This is a genomic window from Streptomyces sp. NPDC006602 (assembly GCF_042870385.1).
Taxonomy (GTDB): domain Bacteria; phylum Actinomycetota; class Actinomycetes; order Streptomycetales; family Streptomycetaceae; genus Streptomyces.
Genome location: NZ_JBIAHG010000017.1, coordinates 74,112 through 91,236 on the forward strand (window position 1 = coordinate 74,112; position 17,125 = coordinate 91,236).

At 72.3% G+C, this 17,125-nt stretch carries 18 protein-coding genes and 1 pseudogene; 10 read left to right on the plus strand and 9 right to left on the minus strand.

Features of this window, described 5'->3' with window-relative positions:
• Window positions 1–163: 163 nt before the first annotated feature.
• Window positions 164–622, minus strand: coding sequence for a MarR family winged helix-turn-helix transcriptional regulator (locus ACFYO2_RS32585; RefSeq protein WP_388356136.1), 459 nt, complete (start codon window positions 620–622; stop codon window positions 164–166).
• 177 nt (window positions 623–799) lie between these two features.
• Between ACFYO2_RS32585 and ACFYO2_RS32590 the strand changes: the two genes are divergently transcribed.
• Window positions 800–1,153 carry a hypothetical protein gene (locus tag ACFYO2_RS32590; RefSeq protein ID WP_388356138.1) on the plus strand — a complete coding sequence of 118 codons (354 nt, stop codon included), beginning with the start codon at window positions 800–802 and terminating at the stop codon, window positions 1,151–1,153.
• Window positions 1,154–1,179: 26 nt separating this feature from the next.
• On the opposite strand, the gene ACFYO2_RS32595 is transcribed toward ACFYO2_RS32590, so the two are convergent.
• Together ACFYO2_RS32595 and ACFYO2_RS32600 are read right to left on the minus strand one after the other, a co-directional pair.
• Window positions 1,180–2,163 (minus strand): helix-turn-helix domain-containing protein, encoded by a 984-nt coding sequence (locus ACFYO2_RS32595; protein ID WP_388356139.1) that lies wholly within the window; start codon window positions 2,161–2,163, stop codon window positions 1,180–1,182.
• Window positions 2,164–2,899: 736 nt separating this feature from the next.
• Window positions 2,900–3,877, minus strand: coding sequence for an alpha/beta hydrolase (locus ACFYO2_RS32600; protein ID WP_388356141.1), 978 nt, complete (start codon window positions 3,875–3,877; stop codon window positions 2,900–2,902).
• A 384-nt stretch (window positions 3,878–4,261) separates the two neighbouring features.
• Between ACFYO2_RS32600 and ACFYO2_RS32605 the strand changes: the two genes are divergently transcribed.
• Window positions 4,262–5,143 carry an LLM class F420-dependent oxidoreductase gene (locus tag ACFYO2_RS32605; protein ID WP_388356143.1) on the plus strand — a complete coding sequence of 294 codons (882 nt, stop codon included), beginning with the start codon at window positions 4,262–4,264 and terminating at the stop codon, window positions 5,141–5,143.
• On the opposite strand, the gene ACFYO2_RS32610 is transcribed toward ACFYO2_RS32605, so the two are convergent.
• Window positions 5,119–5,337 carry a hypothetical protein gene (locus ACFYO2_RS32610; RefSeq protein WP_388356144.1) on the minus strand — a complete coding sequence of 73 codons (219 nt, stop codon included), beginning with the start codon at window positions 5,335–5,337 and terminating at the stop codon, window positions 5,119–5,121. The genes ACFYO2_RS32605 and ACFYO2_RS32610 overlap by 25 nt on opposite strands.
• A 114-nt stretch (window positions 5,338–5,451) precedes the next feature.
• On the opposite strand from ACFYO2_RS32610, the gene ACFYO2_RS32615 reads away from it, so the two are divergent.
• Window positions 5,452–6,357: a LysR family transcriptional regulator gene (locus tag ACFYO2_RS32615; protein WP_388356146.1), complete on the plus strand. Its 906-nt coding sequence runs from the start codon at window positions 5,452–5,454 to the stop codon at window positions 6,355–6,357.
• 120 nt (window positions 6,358–6,477) lie between these two features.
• Here ACFYO2_RS32615 and ACFYO2_RS32620 read toward each other — a convergent pair whose 3' ends face one another.
• Window positions 6,478–7,041, minus strand: a complete 564-nt coding sequence (locus ACFYO2_RS32620) for an NAD(P)H-dependent oxidoreductase (protein WP_388356148.1) — start codon at window positions 7,039–7,041, stop codon at window positions 6,478–6,480.
• A gap of 118 nt (window positions 7,042–7,159) precedes the next feature.
• Between ACFYO2_RS32620 and ACFYO2_RS32625 the strand changes: the two genes are divergently transcribed.
• The 4 genes and pseudogenes from ACFYO2_RS32625 to ACFYO2_RS32640 all read left to right on the plus strand — a co-directional run bounded on the left by ACFYO2_RS32625 (window position 7,160) and on the right by ACFYO2_RS32640 (window position 10,778).
• Complete coding sequence (locus ACFYO2_RS32625) at window positions 7,160–7,828, plus strand: TetR/AcrR family transcriptional regulator (RefSeq protein ID WP_388356149.1); 669 nt, start codon at window positions 7,160–7,162, stop codon at window positions 7,826–7,828.
• A 59-nt stretch (window positions 7,829–7,887) separates the two neighbouring features.
• Complete coding sequence (locus tag ACFYO2_RS32630) at window positions 7,888–8,934, plus strand: LacI family DNA-binding transcriptional regulator (protein ID WP_388356151.1); 1,047 nt, start codon at window positions 7,888–7,890, stop codon at window positions 8,932–8,934.
• A 53-nt stretch (window positions 8,935–8,987) separates the two neighbouring features.
• Window positions 8,988–9,311: pseudogene (locus tag ACFYO2_RS32635) on the plus strand (4-hydroxybenzoate 3-monooxygenase); the annotation flags it as partial.
• A 30-nt stretch (window positions 9,312–9,341) separates the two neighbouring features.
• Window positions 9,342–10,778 (plus strand): benzaldehyde dehydrogenase, encoded by a 1,437-nt coding sequence (locus ACFYO2_RS32640; RefSeq protein ID WP_388356153.1) that lies wholly within the window; start codon window positions 9,342–9,344, stop codon window positions 10,776–10,778.
• 10 nt (window positions 10,779–10,788) lie between these two features.
• Here the strand turns inward: ACFYO2_RS32640 and trxA are convergent, their stop codons facing one another.
• Window positions 10,789–11,175 carry a thioredoxin gene (gene trxA / locus ACFYO2_RS32645; RefSeq protein ID WP_388356155.1) on the minus strand — a complete coding sequence of 129 codons (387 nt, stop codon included), beginning with the start codon at window positions 11,173–11,175 and terminating at the stop codon, window positions 10,789–10,791.
• A 119-nt stretch (window positions 11,176–11,294) separates the two neighbouring features.
• On the opposite strand from trxA, the gene ACFYO2_RS32650 reads away from it, so the two are divergent.
• The gene (locus tag ACFYO2_RS32650; RefSeq protein WP_388356156.1) at window positions 11,295–12,728 is read left to right on the plus strand and encodes a dihydrolipoyl dehydrogenase family protein; all 1,434 of its coding nucleotides are present in this window, start codon (window positions 11,295–11,297) and stop codon (window positions 12,726–12,728) included.
• On the opposite strand, the gene ACFYO2_RS32655 is transcribed toward ACFYO2_RS32650, so the two are convergent.
• Window positions 12,713–13,384, minus strand: coding sequence for a peptide deformylase (locus tag ACFYO2_RS32655; RefSeq protein ID WP_388356158.1), 672 nt, complete (start codon window positions 13,382–13,384; stop codon window positions 12,713–12,715). The genes ACFYO2_RS32650 and ACFYO2_RS32655 overlap by 16 nt on opposite strands.
• Window positions 13,385–13,533: 149 nt before the next feature.
• Here ACFYO2_RS32655 and ACFYO2_RS32660 point away from each other — a divergent pair, with 149 nt between their 5' ends.
• Window positions 13,534–14,982 carry a PepSY-associated TM helix domain-containing protein gene (locus tag ACFYO2_RS32660; RefSeq protein ID WP_388356159.1) on the plus strand — a complete coding sequence of 483 codons (1,449 nt, stop codon included), beginning with the start codon at window positions 13,534–13,536 and terminating at the stop codon, window positions 14,980–14,982.
• A gap of 102 nt (window positions 14,983–15,084) precedes the next feature.
• Here the strand turns inward: ACFYO2_RS32660 and ACFYO2_RS32665 are convergent, their stop codons facing one another.
• Window positions 15,085–15,432 (minus strand): tetratricopeptide repeat protein, encoded by a 348-nt coding sequence (locus ACFYO2_RS32665; protein WP_388356160.1) that lies wholly within the window; start codon window positions 15,430–15,432, stop codon window positions 15,085–15,087.
• 50 nt (window positions 15,433–15,482) lie between these two features.
• Window positions 15,483–15,938 carry a MarR family winged helix-turn-helix transcriptional regulator gene (locus ACFYO2_RS32670; RefSeq protein WP_388356161.1) on the minus strand — a complete coding sequence of 152 codons (456 nt, stop codon included), beginning with the start codon at window positions 15,936–15,938 and terminating at the stop codon, window positions 15,483–15,485.
• 136 nt (window positions 15,939–16,074) lie between these two features.
• Here ACFYO2_RS32670 and ACFYO2_RS32675 point away from each other — a divergent pair, with 136 nt between their 5' ends.
• Window positions 16,075–17,040, plus strand: a complete 966-nt coding sequence (locus tag ACFYO2_RS32675; protein ID WP_388356162.1) for a pirin family protein — start codon at window positions 16,075–16,077, stop codon at window positions 17,038–17,040.
• Window positions 17,041–17,125 lie beyond the last annotated feature (85 nt).

Here is a 17,125-nt window from a genome sequence, read left to right on the forward strand (position 1 = left end):
TGTGCTCTTCGACACTCACCTGATGCTTGGGGGAGGCCCTCGGCGTCGAGCCGGCACTTTGTACGCCCCAATGCGGCACTCGGCCACCGAAGGGTGTTCAGAACCGCCGGTGCGGGTGGCGCAGCACCCGCCGCACGGGGCCGGGGCAGCGCGCGAGGCGACTTCAGACAGGCGTGCGGAGGGTCTCGACGACCCGTACGAGCGGGGCGAGTTCGGGGTTCCGGGCGGCGGCGTCGAGGGCTTCGCGCAGGGCGGCCTCGTTGGTGGGGCGAGCCTCCGCCAGCAGCTTCAGGCCCGCCTCGGTGACGTCGGTGTAGATGCCGCGGCGGTCGGTGGGGCACAGGTAGCGGGAGAGCAGGCCGCGGTCTTCGAGGCGGGTCACCAGGCGGGTGGTGGCGCTCTGGCTGAGGACGACGGCGTCGGCGACCTGTTTCATCTGGAGGTGGCCGCCTTCGCCGTCGTGCTGGCGGCTGAGGACATCCAGCAGGGAGTACTCGCGCACGCTCAGGTCGTGTGCCGCCTGCAGGGCCCGCTCGATGTGGGCCTCGATCCTGCCGTGCAGCAGGGACAGGGCGCACCAGCCCTGCGCGAGGGTGGTGAGTGCGGGATCTGTGGCGGTCATGGGGCCTGCTCCTCCGTCCCGAGGTGACTCCATCCAGGATAGGGCATCCTTGAAATTTCCAGCGGATGCGGTTATTGCGCGCCCGCAAGCAAGCCCGTAACTCCGTGGCCCGTCATACCCGTACCCCGATAGGCTCCGGACTCCAACCCGCCGCACTGAGCACGGAGAGCGATACCCATGACCGGCGGCCGAGCCACGACCACCCTCTGGCGTCCCACCGGACCCAAGGAGCTGGCCCTGGCCCGCGAGCTGGACTGGCGCGCCTGGCCGCCGCGGCTGCCCGAGCAGCCGATCTTCTACCCGGTCCTCAACGAGGACTACGCGATACGGATCGCCCGGGACTGGAACGTCAAGCACGACGGCGCCGGCTACGTCACCCGCTTCGAGGTCGACACGGAGTTCCTGAGCCGCTACCCCGTCCAGCAGGCGGGCGGCCGGACGATCCTCGAACTGTGGGTGCCCGCCGAGGAGCTGGACGAGTTCAACGCCCACATCGTCGACAGGATCCAGCTCGTGCACGCATTCCGCTGACGGTCGGGACAGCGCCGACGCGACCGCTACGACCGTGCCAAGTGCCGCATCGTCAGGGCCAGATGGAGTCTGAGCCGGCCCTGCGGCGTGCGCAGCGGCCAGCCGAGCACGTGCTCGGCGTGGGTCAGCCGGTCCTGGAGCGTGGAGTGGTGCACGTTGACCTCGGCGGCCGCAGCGCGCAGGCTCGCCGTCGCGGCCACCGCGTGCAGGGTGGCCAACAGCCAGGGCGTGCTCGCGGCCGCCGCTTCCAACGTCCGTACGTCGGGCGGCGGTTCGGCGCCCGGGACGACGAGGCCGGCCAGCAGGGCCACCCCGCCGAGCTCGTCGGCGTGCACCACGCGCGGTCCCGGGTCGTGTGCGGTGCCGTCCGCGGTGAAGCGCAGGGCGGTACGGGCGGCGGCCCAGGAAGCCGGCAGGTCCAGCACGGGGACGGCGGGACCGACGCCGAGCCGGCCGACGGGCAACTCGGCCTCCCCGGCGACGATACGGGGACGCCCGTCGTACGGGGCCAGGGCTCGCGCGGGCGCCGTCGGGTCCAGGCCCAGCCCGCGGGCCGCGTGCACTCGGGCCGGTTCCGGCGCCGTGGCGTCCAGCACCGTCTCGACCAGGGCGGGATCGTCGGCGGGTGCCCGGCCCCGGGTGCGGTCGAGGACGAGGCGTATGGCACCGGCCGCCCGCTCCAGGATCACCGCGTCGACCACACTGGGCGCCGCCTCCGTCCGCTCCAGCCACAGGGCCGCGGCCCCGCCCGGCGTCAGCGCCGCCGACGGCCACGCGGGGTCCGGCGGCAGGTCCGTGTCCCGGCGGGTTCCGTCGGTCTCGACGCGGACGTACACGCGCCGTTCGGCGTCGACCAGCCGCGCGGGCACCCCGGCCAGCACCGCGGCACCACGCACCAGCGCCTCCAGACCGGCCCGGGACTCGGACAGTCGGTCGAAGTAGGCGATGACCTGGACGGCGGCACCGGCGTCCGGGTCCAGCGCGGTCAGGCGCCCGGCCAGCTCTTTCATGCGTCCATGGTGCGCTATGCGGTCACGTTCCGTGGAGCCTGTGGGGAGGGGTGCTTTCGGCTTACGGCCGAGGGGACGCGCCGGAACCGCGGAGACGGTTCCACCCGGCAGGCGCCGGAACCCCGGAGTCCGTGCCACCGCAGGCCGGTCGGTGCCCCAGAAATCCGTACAGCCTGGGCCTTCTGGCCACGGGGGCCACGCACGCACACCGTCAGCCGTGAACCGGTCGGCTGGAGGCCCCTTCGCGCGGTTGTGGCGGCCGTATGGCTGGGCCTGCCGGGCAGCGAATGGCCGCTCAAGCGCTCCCGTCAGCGGCGAACCGGTCGGCCGGAGGCCCCCGCGCGGTCGCGGCAGCCGTATGGCTGGGCCTTCCGGGCAACGGATGGCCGCCCACGCGCTCCTGGCACAGCGAACCGGTCGGCTGGAGGCCCCCGCAGCCGCAGGGCCAGCAAGCGGGGTCGATCACGGGAACAGCCCCGCGGAAGCCTCCGCGGTCGCCGATCAGCCGTGAGCGTGCCGGCCCGTGACGCGGCGACCAGTGGGCAGTCTGCCGCCCCGCGACGGGGATCAGCCGTCAGTGTGCCGCCCCGTGACGCGCCGATCAGCTGCCAGCCGGCCGCCGCCTGTTCGCGGCGATCAGCCCCGGTCGCGCGCCGGCCGCCGCCGCTCTCGCGGCGATCAACGGCGCTCGCGTCTCCCGTCGCGCGGCGATCAACGGCACTCGCGCCGCCCCGGGTCACCCGCCCAGCAACCGCCGCAGCCACGCCAACTGCGCCGCCCGGGCCGCCTGCGACAGTGCCGCCTGCGGGGCGAAGCCGTCGAAGCCGTGGAAGCCGCCTGGCCACACGTGCAGCTCGGCCACCCCGCCCGCCTGCCAGAGCCGGGAGGCGTAGGCGACGACCTCGTCCCGGAAGGTCTCCGCGGAACCCACGTCGAGGAAGGCCGGCGGCAGGCCGGACAGGTCCTCGGCGCGGGCCGGTGCCGCGTACGCGGGCACCTCCGGACCGCCGCGCGCCTCGCCCAGCAGCGCACCCCAGCCGGTCTCGTTCGCCGTACGGTCCCACACACCGAGGCCCGCCATCTGGTGGCTGGAGACGGTGTCGTTGCGGTCGTCCAGCATCGGGCACATCAGCAGCTGGCCGATCGGCCGCGGGCCCTTGCGGTCCCGGGTGAGCAGGGCCAGCGCCGCGGACAGGCCGCCGCCCGCGCTCGCGCCCGCTATGACGATGCGCTCGGGGTCACCGCCGATCTCCGCCGCGTGCTCGGCCGTCCAGACGAGACCGGCGTACACGTCCTCGATCGGCGCCGGATGCGGATGCTCGGGCGCCAGGCGGTACTCGACCGACACCACGACCGCGCCCAGCTCCTTCGCCCAGGCCAGCGGCCCGTCCACGCCGACTCGGCTGTTGCCGAGGACCATGCCGCCGCCGTGCACGTGGTACACGACGGGCTGCGGCACGCCCGCGAGCTCAGGAGCGGTGGGCCGGCAGATCAGCAGCGAGATCTCGGGAGCGCCCTCGGGCCCCGGCACCGTACGGTCCTCGACCTTGAAGCAGCCGTCCATGGTCAGGTCCAGCTCGGCGAGCATCTGGATGGCCGGGCCCTGGCGTATGACGTCGATCTCGTCCGGGGTGAAACCGGGCGACAGGACGTCCTTGATCAGGTCCAGGGCGGCGGCGAGTTCCGGGTCGAACGGGGGCGGGACGTGGCTCATGTGATCTCCTCACGCGGGGGCGCGGCGGCTCGGTGCCCCATGATTCGCGCATCGGCCGACGTCCGGGACGCCGCCGTACGGCGGAACCTGCCCGCCGTACGGCGGGTGGGCTCCCGCGCTTTCCGGCCATGTCCCAGTGTGACCTGCCGCGTGCTCATGGTCGGCGTGATCGTGATCATGACACTGGTGCTGCGCGCGGGAGTTTCATCGCGGCAGCGGTCATCACGCCGACGAGCCTGCGGGCCCGCGAAGCAGCAGGAAACCGCCGAGCCGAGCGCGTGACCTGACGGCGCCGCGGCCACCCTTGACTTCGAGAGCGCTCCAGGACCTAGCGTCGCGGGAGTCAATGAAGGTCCGGGTGATCCCGGGGGAGCGGAGGCGGACATGCGGGTGGGCGTGCACATCAACCGGTTCGACCACAGTGGGGGCGGCCCCGCACTCGGCGCCGAACTCGCCGCGGCCGGCGCCGCGGCCGAGGACGCGGGCGTGAGCTGGCTGTCGGTCATGGACCACTACTTCCAGATGGAGTTCAACGGCGGCGCCGAGGCCCCGATGCTGGAGGCGTACACCACGCTGGGCTACCTCGCGGCCCGCACATCGACGATCCAGCTCGGCGCCCTCGTCACCGGAGTGACCTACCGCCACCCCGGGTTACTCGCCAAGATCGTCACCTCGCTCGACGTACTGTCCGGCGGCCGGGCCACCCTCGGCATCGGGGCGGCTTGGTACGACCGTGAGCACGAGGGGCTCGGCGTGCCGTTCCCACCGCTCGCGGAGCGCTTCGAGCGCCTGGAGGAGGTCCTGCGGATCTGTCGGCAGATGTGGGACCCGCAGTCGAACGGTCCCTTCGAGGGCGAGCACCACCGGCTCGCCGAGACCCTGTGCGTCCCGGCGCCGGTGAGCAGCCCGCACCCCGAGATCATGATCGGCGGCGGGGGCGAACGCAAGACGCTCCGCCTGGTCGCTCGGTACGGCGACGCCTGCAACCTGTTCGCCACCTCGCCCGAAGAGGTCCGGCACAAGCTCGACGTCCTGCGCCGTCACTGCGAGGCCGAGAGCCGCGATCCCGAGGAGATCCGCAAGACGGTCGCCTACACGGGCGAACCGGCCGACGAGGGCGACCTGGACGCCTTCACCCGGGACATCGCGGGCTACACAAAGCTCGGCATCGACACGGTGATCCTGGCGCCGCGCATCGGAGAGCCGGCCGAGTGGATCGAGCGCTTCGTGGCCCCTGCCGTTCAGCGGCTGGCCGAGCTCGACTGAGCCGCGGCCGGGCGACTGCGGGAGACGATCCGCGTGCCCCGGCCGTCGACGACCCGGACCTGCAGCGAACCGCAGCCGCAGCGGGTCCACACCGTGGTGCCCGCCGCCGTGCTGTGCCGGGACACCACCTGGAAGGGCTCGGCGCCGTCGGGCCAACCGCAGTGCGGGCAGACGGCGCCGGTCGTGCTGGTCATGGGAACTCCTTCGGTGGTAAGGCTGGTGGGCCGTCGCGACACAGTCAGGGTGCGCCGGAGTCTTCGTACACGTCCAGGTTGACTTTCTGGAGCCGACCTTGAAGCGTGGGCTTCATGATTGATCTGCGCCGGCTCCATGTCCTGCGCGCGGTGGCGCACTACGGCACGGTCACCGCCGCGGCCAACGCCCTGCACTTCACGCCCTCCGCGGCCTCCCAGCAGATCCGCCAACTCGCCCGCGAGTTGGGCGTCGACCTCCTCGCGCCACAGGGGCGCGGAGTGCGGCTCACCCCGGCCGCCGAGACCCTGCTCGCGCACGCCGACGCCATCCAGGCCCACTGGGAACAGGCCGAACTCGACCTCCGCGCCGACCACGGGGAACCCGCGGGGCCGCTGCGCGTGAGCGGTTTCCCCGTGGCCATCTCGGTGCTGCTGGCCCCGATGGCGGTCCGGCTGCGCGAGCGCCACCCGCGGCTGGCCGTCCGCATCCAGGAGGGGGCGGTTCCGGAGAGCTTCGACCTGCTCTTCGAGGGGGAGACCGATCTGGCGGTCGTCGAGGCGACCCCGCACAACCCGCCGCTCGGCGACGCGCGCTTCGACCAGCAGCCACTGCTGGACGACCCCTTCGACCTGGTCGTGCCCGAGGACCATCCGCTGGCAGGACGCACCGGCGTCGACCTGGCGGAGGCGGCGCACGAGGACTGGATCGCCCCGGTGCCGGAGAGCCCCTGCAGTCCGCATGTGCTGTCCGCGTGCGGTGAGGCCGGGTTCACGCCGGACGTGGTCCATCACACCCTGGACTGGAACGTCACCGCCCACCTGGTCGCCCACCGGCTGGGCGTCGCGCTGATCCCCCGGCTGGCCCACCTCACCCCGCACCTGCCGATCGCGCGCGTGCACTGCACCGGCAACCCGCACCGCAAGCTGCTCACCTGCACCCGCCGGGGCGGCCGGACCCGCCCCGCGGTGGTGGCCGCCCTGGCGGAGCTGCGGGAGCTGGCGCCCACGGCGGTGGCGTGACGTACGAGCAAGCCCCCGCCCACGACACGCGGAGGGGGCCGGAGCTCCGTACGGGCTCCGGCCCCCTCCGGGACCTGCTGCGATTGGGCGGTTCCAGCCCCCGTCCGGGGTCCGGACCCGTCAGGCGGCGACCGCTTCGCCGGCGTGGCCGTGCAGACGGGCGACCACCTCGGTGAGCTGCGCGGCGACCTCGGCGTCGTCGGACGGGTGGGTCTCGGCGAAGCGGGTCAGGGAGCCGGGGATGGAGAGCTTGAGGTCCTCGATCACCCTGCCGCCGGCGATGCCCACGGCCTTGCGGGCCTCGTCCTGCGCCCAGACGCCGCCGTACTGGCCGAAGGCGGTGCCGACCACGGCGACGGGCTTGCCGCCGAAGGCGCCGGCGCCGTACGGGCGGGACAGCCAGTCGATCGCGTTCTTCAGGACGGCCGGGATGGTGCCGTTGTACTCGGGCGAGAAGAACAGGAAGGCGTCGGCGGAGGTGGCGGCCTCGCGCAGCTTGGCGGCGGCGGCCGGGACGCTGCCCTCGACGTCGAGGTCCTCGTTGTAGAACGGGATGTCCGCCAGGCCCTCGAACAGCACCACGTCGGCGCCCTCGGGAGCGTGCTTGACGGCCGCCTCGGCGAGCTGGCGGTTGGTCGAACCGGCGCGAAGACTGCCGACGAGCGCGAGAATGCGAACAGACATACGAAACTCCCGGGGGCTGAAACAGTGGCGTTACGATCCGGACCGAGGTCCGTTTAACTTTCTAGCATCCTAACCGGACCGCGGTCCAGTTTTGTTCCGGATGCTTTACGCTGTTTTCATGTCCGCCGTCCTGCCCCCCTTCCCGCAGCCCCAGGAGCCCGCCCCGCAGCCCGAGTTGCTGCAGGTCGGATCCATCGGGGAAGAGCCCTGCCTGCGTGCCGACGCCGCGCGCAACCGGGCCCGGCTGCTGGAGGCCGCCGCCCGGCTGGTGGCGCAGCACGGCGCGGCCGGCGTGACGATGGAGGCGGTGGCCGTCGCGGCCGACGTCGGCAAGGGGACGGTGTTCCGGCGCTTCGGCGACCGCACCGGCCTGCTCACCGCACTGCTCGACCACTCGGAGAAGAAGTTCCAGGCCGCCTTCCTCGGCGGCCCCCCGCCACTGGGCCCAGGGGCACCCCCCGTCGAGCGGCTGCGGGCGTTCGGCTGCGCCCTGCTGCGCCGCTCGGCCGAGGAACTGGACCTGCAACTGGCGGCCGAACCGAGCCCGGAACGCCGGTTCTCCGTCCCGCCCCGCCGCGTGCAGCGCAGCCATGTCGCCATGCTGCTGCGGCAGGCGGTTCCGGACGCGGACACCGAACTCCTCGCGCACACCCTCATGGGCTTTCTGAGTCCCGTCCTGGTCCATCACCTGACCGTGCAGTGCGGGATGCCGATGGAGCGCCTGGAGGCCGCCTGGTGCGACATGGTCGACCGGATGACGGCCCCCGCCGGCGCACAGCCGCACTGACCATCGATTTCGACGCGAAGTTCCCCCAACCGAAAGCCACGCGCACAGGTTCTGCAAAGATGCGGTACGTCATGGTGCAGATACCGAAAACGCCCGCGCCCGCGTCGCCCGTACCGCGTTCCGTGCCCACGAGCGCCGATGTGGCCCGCCTGGCCGGCGTGTCGCGCGCGACCGTCTCCTACGTCCTCAACAACACCAGCGCCGTCCGGATCAGTGAACCCACCCGCCGACGCGTCCGCGAGGCCGCGAAGGAGCTCGGGTACGTGCCGCACGCGGCGGCCCGCAGCCTGCGCGCCGGGCACAGCCGCATGGTCCTGATGCCCGCCCCGACCTTCCCCGTGGGCCCGCTCTACAGCCAGTTCATCAGCGAACTCCAGTGGGCCCTCGGGCGTCTCGAGTACACGGTCGTGCAGTTCGGCACCGTCGGACTGCACGGCGACGAAGCCGCCCGCGCCTGGGCCGAACTGCGCCCCGTCGCCGTCCTGGTGCCCGGTTCCGGCCTCGGCCCCAAGGACGTCACCGTGCTCAAACGCTCCGGCGCCCGGGCCGTGGTCACCCTCGGCCCCGAGGCCGTCGAGGGCGCCCATGCCCTGCTCATGGACCACGAGGCCGTCGGCCACTGCGCGGGCACCCACCTGTACACCCGCGGCCGGCGCCGCATCGGCGTCGTCGTCCCCGAGGAACCCGGCCTGGACGCCTTCTCCGCGCCCCGTCTGGAAGGCGTACGCCGTGCTGTGTACGGCATGGACGCCACCGTCACCGAACTGCCCCTCGCCTACGAGGAGGCCGCCGCCGCACGGCTCGCGGCCCGCTGGCGCGAACTCGGCCTGGACGCCGTGTTCGCGTACAACGACGAGTACGCGATGCTGCTCATGCGCGCCCTGCAGGACGAGGGCGTCGCCATCCCGCAGGAGACGGCGGTGATCGGCGCCGACGACCTGATGCTCGGACGGCTGCTGCGGCCCAGACTGAGTACCGTGCACATCGAGCTGCCGTCCGGCCGCGACCTGGCCGGACTGGTCGACCGCGCGGTGCGCAACCCCGGCGCCGCACCCGAGACGCACACGGTGCTGGGAGCCTCGGTGGTACACCGCGACTCCAGTTGAGCCCAGGGAGGCGGGCCATGTACACGACGGTCGGCATCATCGGCGGCCCCGCCGGACTGCTCCTGCCCCGTCCGCTGCACCCGGCCGACATCGTGGTTCACGAGCCGATGTGCCACGCACGGCTGTTGCTAGCCCAAGGTGCCGCCCACATCGTCCCGCCGACCGGTGCCAAGGGCCACGGTGTCCGACTCCGCGTCCTCGCGCAGGTGTGGCAGGCGACGCGGTTCTCGTAGGACATGACTAGGATGTTGCATGCTCAACAAAATGGGGATGCGTTCGACGACCGGATGCAGTTCGCGCGGCTGCGCCGGATCACCGCGTCCCGCCACGCGGCCGAACCGGCCGCGAACTACTCGGGACTCCCGCTGCCCCTGTGAGTCCCGTCGGTGACCGAACGGAGAGCCGTCATGCCGTTGCTCGACCCCAAGACCTGGCAGTCCCGCACCCTGTCGGGACCTGAACACGCCGTCACCGAACCCGCCACCGGCGAAACACTCGGCACCGTCACCCTGGCCACCGCCGAGGACGTCCAGGCCGCCGCCGAGACCGCCCGCACCGCCCAGGCGGAGTGGGCCCGCCTGCCCCACTTCGTCCGCGCGGGCGTACTGCGCAAGGCCGGCGACCTGTTCGCCGCGCACACCGAAGAACTGCGCGAATGGCTGGTCCGCGAGTCCGGGTCCATCCCCGGCAAGGCCGACTTCGAGCTGCACGTCGCCGCCCAGGAGTGCTACGAGGCCGCCGCTCTCGCCTCCCGCCCGGCCGGACAGGTCCTGCCCAGCGAGGCGCCCCGCCTCTCCTACACGCGGCGCGTCCCGGTCGGGGTCGTGGGCGTGATCTCGCCCTTCAACGCCCCGCTGATCCTCTCCATCCGCTCCGTCGCCCCGGCGCTCGCCCTCGGCAACGCGGTCGTCCTGAAGCCGGACCCGCGTACGGCGGTCTGCGGTGGGCTGTCACTGGCCGCGGTCTTCGCCGAGGCGGGCCTGCCGGAGGGGCTGTTCCACGTCCTGCCGGGCGGACCGGACGCCGGTCAGGCCCTGGTCGCCGACCAGCGGGTGCCGGTCATCTCGTTCACCGGGTCGACCGCGGCCGGCCGGGCCGTCGGCGAGGCCGCCGGACGCCACCTCAAGCGCGCGCACCTGGAACTCGGCGGCAACTCCGCCCTGATCGTCCTGGAGGACGCCGACCTCGACGCCGTGATCTCCACGGCCGCCTGGGGCTCCTTCTTCCACCAGGGCCAGATCTGCATGACCACCGGCCGCCACCTGGTGCACGAGTCGCTGTACGGCGAGTACGTCGAGCGGCTGGCCGCGAAGGCCGACTCGCTCGCCGTCGGCGACCCGCACCGCGATCAGGTCCATCTCGGCCCGATCATCGACTCCGGCCAGCTCGCCAAGATCCACGGCCTGGTGGAGGCGAGCACGGCCCAGGGCGCCAAACTGGCCGCCGGCGGCACCCACGAGGAACTCTTCTACCGGCCGACGGTCCTCGCCGGTGTCGACGACCACACGCCCGCCTACGCGGAGGAGGTGTTCGGCCCGGTCGCGCCCGTACGCTCCTTCGGCACGCCCGAGGAGGCGGCCGCCCTGGCCGCGACCGGCCCCTACGGCCTCTCGCTCGGCATCATCACCCGGGACGCCGCCCGCGGACTCGACCTGGCCGAGCGGATCCCGACCGGCATCGTCCACATCAACGACCAGACGGTGAACGACGAGGCCGTCGCCCCCTTCGGCGGAATCGCCGCGTCCGGCACCGGCGCCCGCTTCGGCGGCGAGTCCAACCTGGAGGCCTTCACCGACGTCCGCTGGACGACGGTACGCGCGGACGTGGCGCCGTACCCGTTCTAGGCCGAGGGACTTACGCGCCGTTCTGCTCGGCCTGCGCCTGCTGATCGGCGACGGCCTTGCGGACCTCGTCCATGTCCAGCTTGCGGGCCTGCCCGATGACGTCCGTCAGGGCGGGCTCGGGCAGGGCGCCCGGCTGGGCGAACACGGCGACCTGGTCACGCACGATCATCAGCGTCGGGATCGACTGGATGCCGAAGGCCGCGGCCAGCTCCGGCTGCGCCTCGGTGTCCACCTTGCCGAACACCAGGTCCGGGTTCTCCTCGGCCGCCTTCTCGTAGACCGGCGCGAACTGACGGCACGGACCACACCACTCCGCCCAGAAGTCGATCAGGACGAACTCGTTGTCCGTGACCGTCTGGTCGAAGTTCTCCTTGGTGAGTTCCACGGTGCTGCTCATGGCGTGATCCCTCTTCCTGGTGTGGGGGCGAAGCCGCCTGCACAACACGGCGGCCCTGGTACATATTCCGCGCGCTTACCCATGTGGCCTCCGCGCACACCACGCACCAGACTGACCCCATGACGGAAACGGAATCCATCGCGTACGACGTCGTGGTGCTCGGTGCCGGGCCCGTGGGGGAGAACGTCGCCGACCGCACCCGCGCGGCCGGCCTCTCCACCGCGGTCGTGGAAAGCGAGCTGGTCGGCGGCGAATGCTCGTACTGGGCCTGCATTCCCAGCAAGGCCCTGCTGCGCCCGGTCATCGCCCGCGCCGACGCCCGCCGCGCACCCGGCCTGAGCCAGGCGGTGCAGGGCCCCCTCGACACGGACGCGGTCCTCGCCCACCGCGACTACTACACCTCCCACTGGAAGGACGACGGCCAGATCCAGTGGCTCGACAGCATCGGCGCCGACCTCTACCGGGGACACGGCCGCCTCACCGGCCCGCGCACGGTGACGGTCACCGGCCCCGACGGCGAGCGGCACGTGCTGACCGCCCGGCACGCCGTGGCCGTCGCCACCGGCACCCGCGCCGTCCTGCCCGACCTGCCCGGCCTCGCGCAGGTCGAGCCGTGGACGAGCCGTGAGGCCACCAGCGCCAAGGCGGCCCCCGGCCGACTGGTCGTCGTCGGCGGGGGAGTTGTCGCCACCGAGATGGCCACCGCCTGGCAGGCCCTCGGCTCACAGGTCACCCTTCTCGTCCGCGGCAAGGGCCTGCTGAACCGCATGGAGCCCTTCGCCGGCGAGCTGGTCGCCGAAGCCCTCGCCGAGGCCGGCGCCGACGTGCGCACCGGCACCTCCGTCGAATCGGTCACCCGCCAGAACGGCACGGTCGTGGTCGTCACCAACACCGGCGACCGCATCGAGGCCGACGAGATCCTCTTCGCCACCGGACGCGCTCCGCGCACCGACGACATCGGCCTGGACACCGTCGGCCTGCAGCCCGGCTCCTGGCTGGAGGTCGACGACAGCCTGCGCGTCACCGGCAGCAAGTGGCTGTACGCCGTCGGCGACGTCAACCACCGCGCCCTCCTCACCCACCAGGGCAAGTACCAGGCCCGCATAGCCGGAGCCGCCATCGCCGCCCGCGCCTCCGGTGTGCCCATCCTGGAGTCCGACCCATGGGGCGCCCACGCGGCGACCGCCGACCACGAGGCCGTCCCCCAGGTCGTCTTCACCGACCCCGAGGCAGCCGCCGTAGGGCTGTCACTGGCAGAGGCGGAACAGGCCGGACACCGCGTCCGCGCGGTCGACTACGACCTCGCCTCCGTCTCCGGAGCGGGCCTGTACGCCGACGGCTACAAGGGACGCGCCCGCATGGTCGTCGACCTGGAACGCGAGATCCTCCTCGGCGTCACCTTCGTCGGCCCCGGCGTCGGCGAACTGATCCACTCCGCGACCATCGCGGTCGCCGGTCAGGTGACCATCAGCAGGCTCTGGCACGCGGTGCCGTCGTTCCCGACGATCAGCGAGGTGTGGCTGCGGCTGCTGGAGGCCTACCGGGACAACTGACCCACCCCGTCACCGGGCAGTTCGAAGCCGAGGGAGGCCGCCGCCTCCCGAGGCGTCGGCTGCGCCCACCACTGGACCATCGCCTGGTTCGAGGCGAGCGAACGCAGTTCGGCACGGTCGAGGTACAGCATCCCGTCGAGGTGATCGGTCTCGTGCTGGACGATCCGCGCGGGCCAGCCGGCGAACACCTCGTCCACCGGGCGGCCCGCCTCGTCCTCACCGGTCAGCCGCACCTCGGCGGGCCGGGCCACCACCGCCTGCCAGCCCGGCACGCTCAGACAGCCCTCGAAGAACGCGGCACGGACGGCGCCGACGGGCTCGTACGACGGATTGACCAGGACCCGGAACGGCTGCGGCACCCGCCCGCGTACCAGCCGTACCTCCTCCGGCACGGGCGCCGGATCCTCGATGACCGCGATCCGCAGGGGCACCCCCACCTGCGGCGCGGCAAGGCCCACGCCCGGCGCCGCGTGCATGGTGAACCGCAGGGCCTCGACGAAACGGGCCAGCAGCGCGGGCTCCAACTGCCCCTCGAACCGCTCGGTGCCGCGCCGCAGCACCGGATCGCCGGCGGCGACGATGGGCAACGGACCGTCCGTGGCCAGAAGTTCCTCGACCAGCTCGGCCAGGGGCACACGATCGCGGGAAGAAACCATCGCGCCAGGATGCCACGACGCCTCGGCGCCCCTCCCACCCATCGGCGTGACGCACACCACACGCACCCCCGGGAACTCGGCGCTCCCTTCCCCCGACTTCTGGACCGCCACAGCCGAGAAACATCCCCTGCCCCGGGAGAAGCCCGCCGATGTCCACCGCTCCCTCGACCACCACGGACGAGGCCCCACAACCGGCCGCCGCCCCGGCGCCGTCGTCCCCCAGCAGCTGGTCGCCCCTGCGCCCGCTGATCCTCCGACTGCACTTCTACGCCGGCGTGTTCGTCGCTCCGTTCCTGTTCGTCGCCTCCGTCACCGGCTTCCTGTACGCCGGCGCGTTCCAGGCCGAGAAGATCGTCTACGCCGACGAGATGACCGTCTCCTCCGTCGGCGACGCCAAGCTGCCGATCTCCGAGCAGGTGGCCGCCGCCCGCGAGGCCCACCCCGAGGGCACGGTCTCGGCGATACGGCCCTCGCCCGAGGACGACGCGACCACCAGGGTGCTGCTCTCCGGCGTCAAGGGCGTCGACCCGAACCACTCGCTCGCCGTCTTCGTCGACCCGTACACCGCCAAGGTGCGGGGCGCGCTGGAGCAGTACGGCTCGACCGGCGCGCTGCCGCTGCGCACCTGGATCGACGAGTTCCACCGCGACCTGCACCTGGGCGAGAACGGTCGCCTCTACAGCGAGTTCGCCGCGAGCTGGCTGTGGGTGATCGCGCCCGGTGGTCTGGTCCTGTGGTTCTCGCGCCGCCGTGCCCTGCGCAGGGTCCGCGGTACCGGCGGGCGGCGCCGCACGCTCGGCCTGCACGGCACCGTCGGCGTCTGGGCCGCGGTGGGCTTCCTCTTCCTGTCGGTGACCGGCCTGACCTGGTCGACCTACGCCGGCGCGAACATCGACGAACTGCGTACCTCCCTCGGCCAGTCCACCCCGTCGGTCACGGCGACCGCGGGCGGCGATCACTCCGGCCACGGCGCGTCCGCCTCGGCCGGGGACGCCGAGCACGGCGTCGGCCTCGACAGGATCCTGGCCGCCGCCCGCACGGAGAGGCTCGGCGACCCCGTGGAGATCGTCCCGCCCGCGGACGCCTCGTCGGCGTACGTCGTGAGGCAGGTGCAGCGCAGCTGGCCCGAGAAGCAGGACGCCGTCGCGATCGACCCGACCACCGGCGAGGTCACCGACGTCCTGCGGTTCGCCGACCACCCCGTGCTCGCCAAGCTGACCCGCTGGGGCATCGACCTGCACACCGGAGTCCTCTTCGGCCTGGTCAACCAGATCGCGCTGATGCTTCTCGCGCTCTCGCTGATCCTGCTCATCGTCCTCGGGTACCGCATGTGGTGGCAGCGCGGCCGCGGCTCGTCCTTCGGGCGGCCGATCCCGCGCGGCGCCTGGCAGCAGGTGCCGCCCCACATCCTGGTCCCGTCCGTGGCGGTGATCGCCGTGCTCGGCTACTTCGTCCCGCTGCTCGGCATCCCGCTGGCCGCGTTCGTCGTCGTGGACGTCCTGCTCGGCGAGATCGCCCACCGGCGGGGGCGGCGCACCCGGGCGAGCGCGGCGTCCGGGCAGGCAGGTGACGGACTCGGCGGCGCCGACGCGAGGTAACCGGCGCCGACGCGAAGCAGCGGACCCGCGACAACCCCAGGGCGTGACACATGGCTCGGACCCGGCTCCCCGAAAGGGAACCGGGCCCGAGCCACAGTCCGTTCAGATCTGCTCGAAGTCGCCCGCGAGCGCCGAGGCGAGTCGCATGTGCGGCTCCGCCTCCTCGTGCCGGCCCTGCCGCTGCAACGTGCGGCCCAGCATCAGCCGGGCGTAGTGCTCCACCGGGTCCCGCTCGACGATCACCAGCAACTCACTCTCCGCGCGCCGCAGTTGGGCCGAGTGATAGTAGGAGCGGGCCAGCAGCAGCCGCGGTCCGGTCTGCTCCGGCACCTCCTCGACCAGCCCGCCCAGGACACGCGCCGCGGCGGCGTAGTCCTTGGCGTCGAAGAACATCCGCGCGCGCTCCCAGCGCTCCGCCGGCGTTCCGTGGTCGTAGTACGTCGTTTTCACTGCTGGCCTCCTTCGGCGTCTTCAACCGCGCGAGATGGTTAAACATTCCACTACTTGCGGGGCTGCTCCACGAGTACCGCCAGTTCCGCGTTCGCCCGCTCGGTGACCAGGGCGAGCACCCGCCCCGCGGCCGCCAGGTCCTCCGCGGAGATGCCGGCGTAGATCCGGGCGGAGATCTTCCCGGTCTGGCCGGTCACCTCGGCGTACAGGTCCCGTCCGGCGTTCGTGACCAGCACCTTCGAACCCTCGGTCGCCACCAGCTGCTTGGCGGCCAGCTCCTCGACGATGCCGTGCACGTCCGCCGTGTCGGTCTTGAGCGCGTCGGCGATCTGCGCGACGAGTCCGTCTCGCTCGACGGGGGCCTCGGCCTCCGCGACGGGCCGCAGGGTGATCTGTTGCTGAAAGGTCATGTCGTGGCGGGCCAGCACGTTCTCCAGGACCGCGCGGCCGGCGTAGTGGGCCACGCCGATGACGCGGCCGTTGACGGTGGGTGCGGTGGTGGTCATGACTGCTCCTCTGTTTCGCGGTTCACGGCTCCTCGGCTCCTGTCGATAAAGTACATGGATACTATGTACATGGCTACTAATAAACGAGGATTCGTTGGCCTGACGCGGAAGGCCGCGCGGAGCTAGGTTGAGCGGCATGAGCAATCTTGACCGCGAGGCGGTACCCGCCCTGTGCGGCGGCCGCGGCTTCGTGGTGGCCGAGCCCGTCCGCGAACTCCTCAGCCCTCGCCGCGTCAAGCTCGGCGAGTCCACCGAGGTCCGCCGCCTGCTGCCCAACCTGGGCCGCCGCATGGTCGGCGCCTGGTGCTTCGTCGATCACTACGGCCCCGACGACATCGCCGACGAAGCCGGCATGCAGGTGCCGCCGCATCCCCACATGGGCCTGCAGACCGTGAGCTGGCTCCACCAGGGTGAGGTGCTGCACCGCGACTCCACCGGCAGCCTCCAGACGATCCGCCCGCGCGAACTGGGCCTCATGACCTCCGGCCGGGCGATCAGCCACTCCGAGGAGAGCCCAAGGCCCCACGCCCGGTTCCTGCACGGTGCCCAGCTGTGGGTCGCTCTGCCGGACGGCCACCGGCACACCGAGCCGCACTTCGAACACCACGCCGAGCTGCCCCTCGTCACGGCACCCGGCCTGACGGCCACGCTCATCCTCGGCACCCTCGACGGCGCCACCTCGCCCGGCACGGCCTACACCCCGATCGTCGGCGCCGACCTCACCCTCGCTCGCGGCACGGACGTACGCCTGCCGCTGGAACCGGACTTCGAGTACGCCGTGCTGTCCATGTCCGGCGAGGCGCACGTGGACGGTGTGCCGATGCTGCCCGGCTCGATGCTCTACCTCGGCTGCGGCCGCACCGAACTCCCGCTGCGCGCCGAGTCCGACGCGGACCTGATGCTCCTGGGCGGCGAGCCGTTCGAGGAGGAGCTGATCATGTTCTGGAACTGGATCGGGCGCTCCCAGGAAGAGATCGTACAGGCGCGTCGGGACTGGATGGAGGGGACACGATTCGGGGAGGTGAAGGGCTACGACGGGGCTCCACTGCCCGCACCGGAACTGCCGCCAGTGCCGTTGAAACCGCGGGGAAGAGTGCGCTGACCTGCGGGATCGCGTCAGTGTCGGTGGCCGCTGGGCGGAAGACGATCAGAGATTTCTTGTCGCCTTCCACCTGCCTGCCGGAAGA

Coding starts and splice junctions, on each gene's coding strand:
- ACFYO2_RS32585 (WP_388356136.1), bottom strand. CDS start 622: ATGACCGCCACAGATCCCGCACTCACCACCCTCGCGCAGGGCTGGTGC.
- ACFYO2_RS32590 (WP_388356138.1), top strand. CDS start 800: ATGACCGGCGGCCGAGCCACGACCACCCTCTGGCGTCCCACCGGACCC.
- ACFYO2_RS32595 (WP_388356139.1), bottom strand. CDS start 2,163: ATGAAAGAGCTGGCCGGGCGCCTGACCGCGCTGGACCCGGACGCCGGT.
- ACFYO2_RS32600 (WP_388356141.1), bottom strand. CDS start 3,877: ATGAGCCACGTCCCGCCCCCGTTCGACCCGGAACTCGCCGCCGCCCTG.
- ACFYO2_RS32605 (WP_388356143.1), top strand. CDS start 4,262: ATGCGGGTGGGCGTGCACATCAACCGGTTCGACCACAGTGGGGGCGGC.
- ACFYO2_RS32610 (WP_388356144.1), bottom strand. CDS start 5,337: ATGACCAGCACGACCGGCGCCGTCTGCCCGCACTGCGGTTGGCCCGAC.
- ACFYO2_RS32615 (WP_388356146.1), top strand. CDS start 5,452: ATGATTGATCTGCGCCGGCTCCATGTCCTGCGCGCGGTGGCGCACTAC.
- ACFYO2_RS32620 (WP_388356148.1), bottom strand. CDS start 7,041: ATGTCTGTTCGCATTCTCGCGCTCGTCGGCAGTCTTCGCGCCGGTTCG.
- ACFYO2_RS32625 (WP_388356149.1), top strand. CDS start 7,160: ATGTCCGCCGTCCTGCCCCCCTTCCCGCAGCCCCAGGAGCCCGCCCCG.
- ACFYO2_RS32630 (WP_388356151.1), top strand. CDS start 7,888: ATGCGGTACGTCATGGTGCAGATACCGAAAACGCCCGCGCCCGCGTCG.
- ACFYO2_RS32640 (WP_388356153.1), top strand. CDS start 9,342: ATGCCGTTGCTCGACCCCAAGACCTGGCAGTCCCGCACCCTGTCGGGA.
- trxA (WP_388356155.1), bottom strand. CDS start 11,175: ATGAGCAGCACCGTGGAACTCACCAAGGAGAACTTCGACCAGACGGTC.
- ACFYO2_RS32650 (WP_388356156.1), top strand. CDS start 11,295: ATGACGGAAACGGAATCCATCGCGTACGACGTCGTGGTGCTCGGTGCC.
- ACFYO2_RS32655 (WP_388356158.1), bottom strand. CDS start 13,384: ATGGTTTCTTCCCGCGATCGTGTGCCCCTGGCCGAGCTGGTCGAGGAA.
- ACFYO2_RS32660 (WP_388356159.1), top strand. CDS start 13,534: ATGTCCACCGCTCCCTCGACCACCACGGACGAGGCCCCACAACCGGCC.
- ACFYO2_RS32670 (WP_388356161.1), bottom strand. CDS start 15,938: ATGACCACCACCGCACCCACCGTCAACGGCCGCGTCATCGGCGTGGCC.
- ACFYO2_RS32675 (WP_388356162.1), top strand. CDS start 16,075: ATGAGCAATCTTGACCGCGAGGCGGTACCCGCCCTGTGCGGCGGCCGC.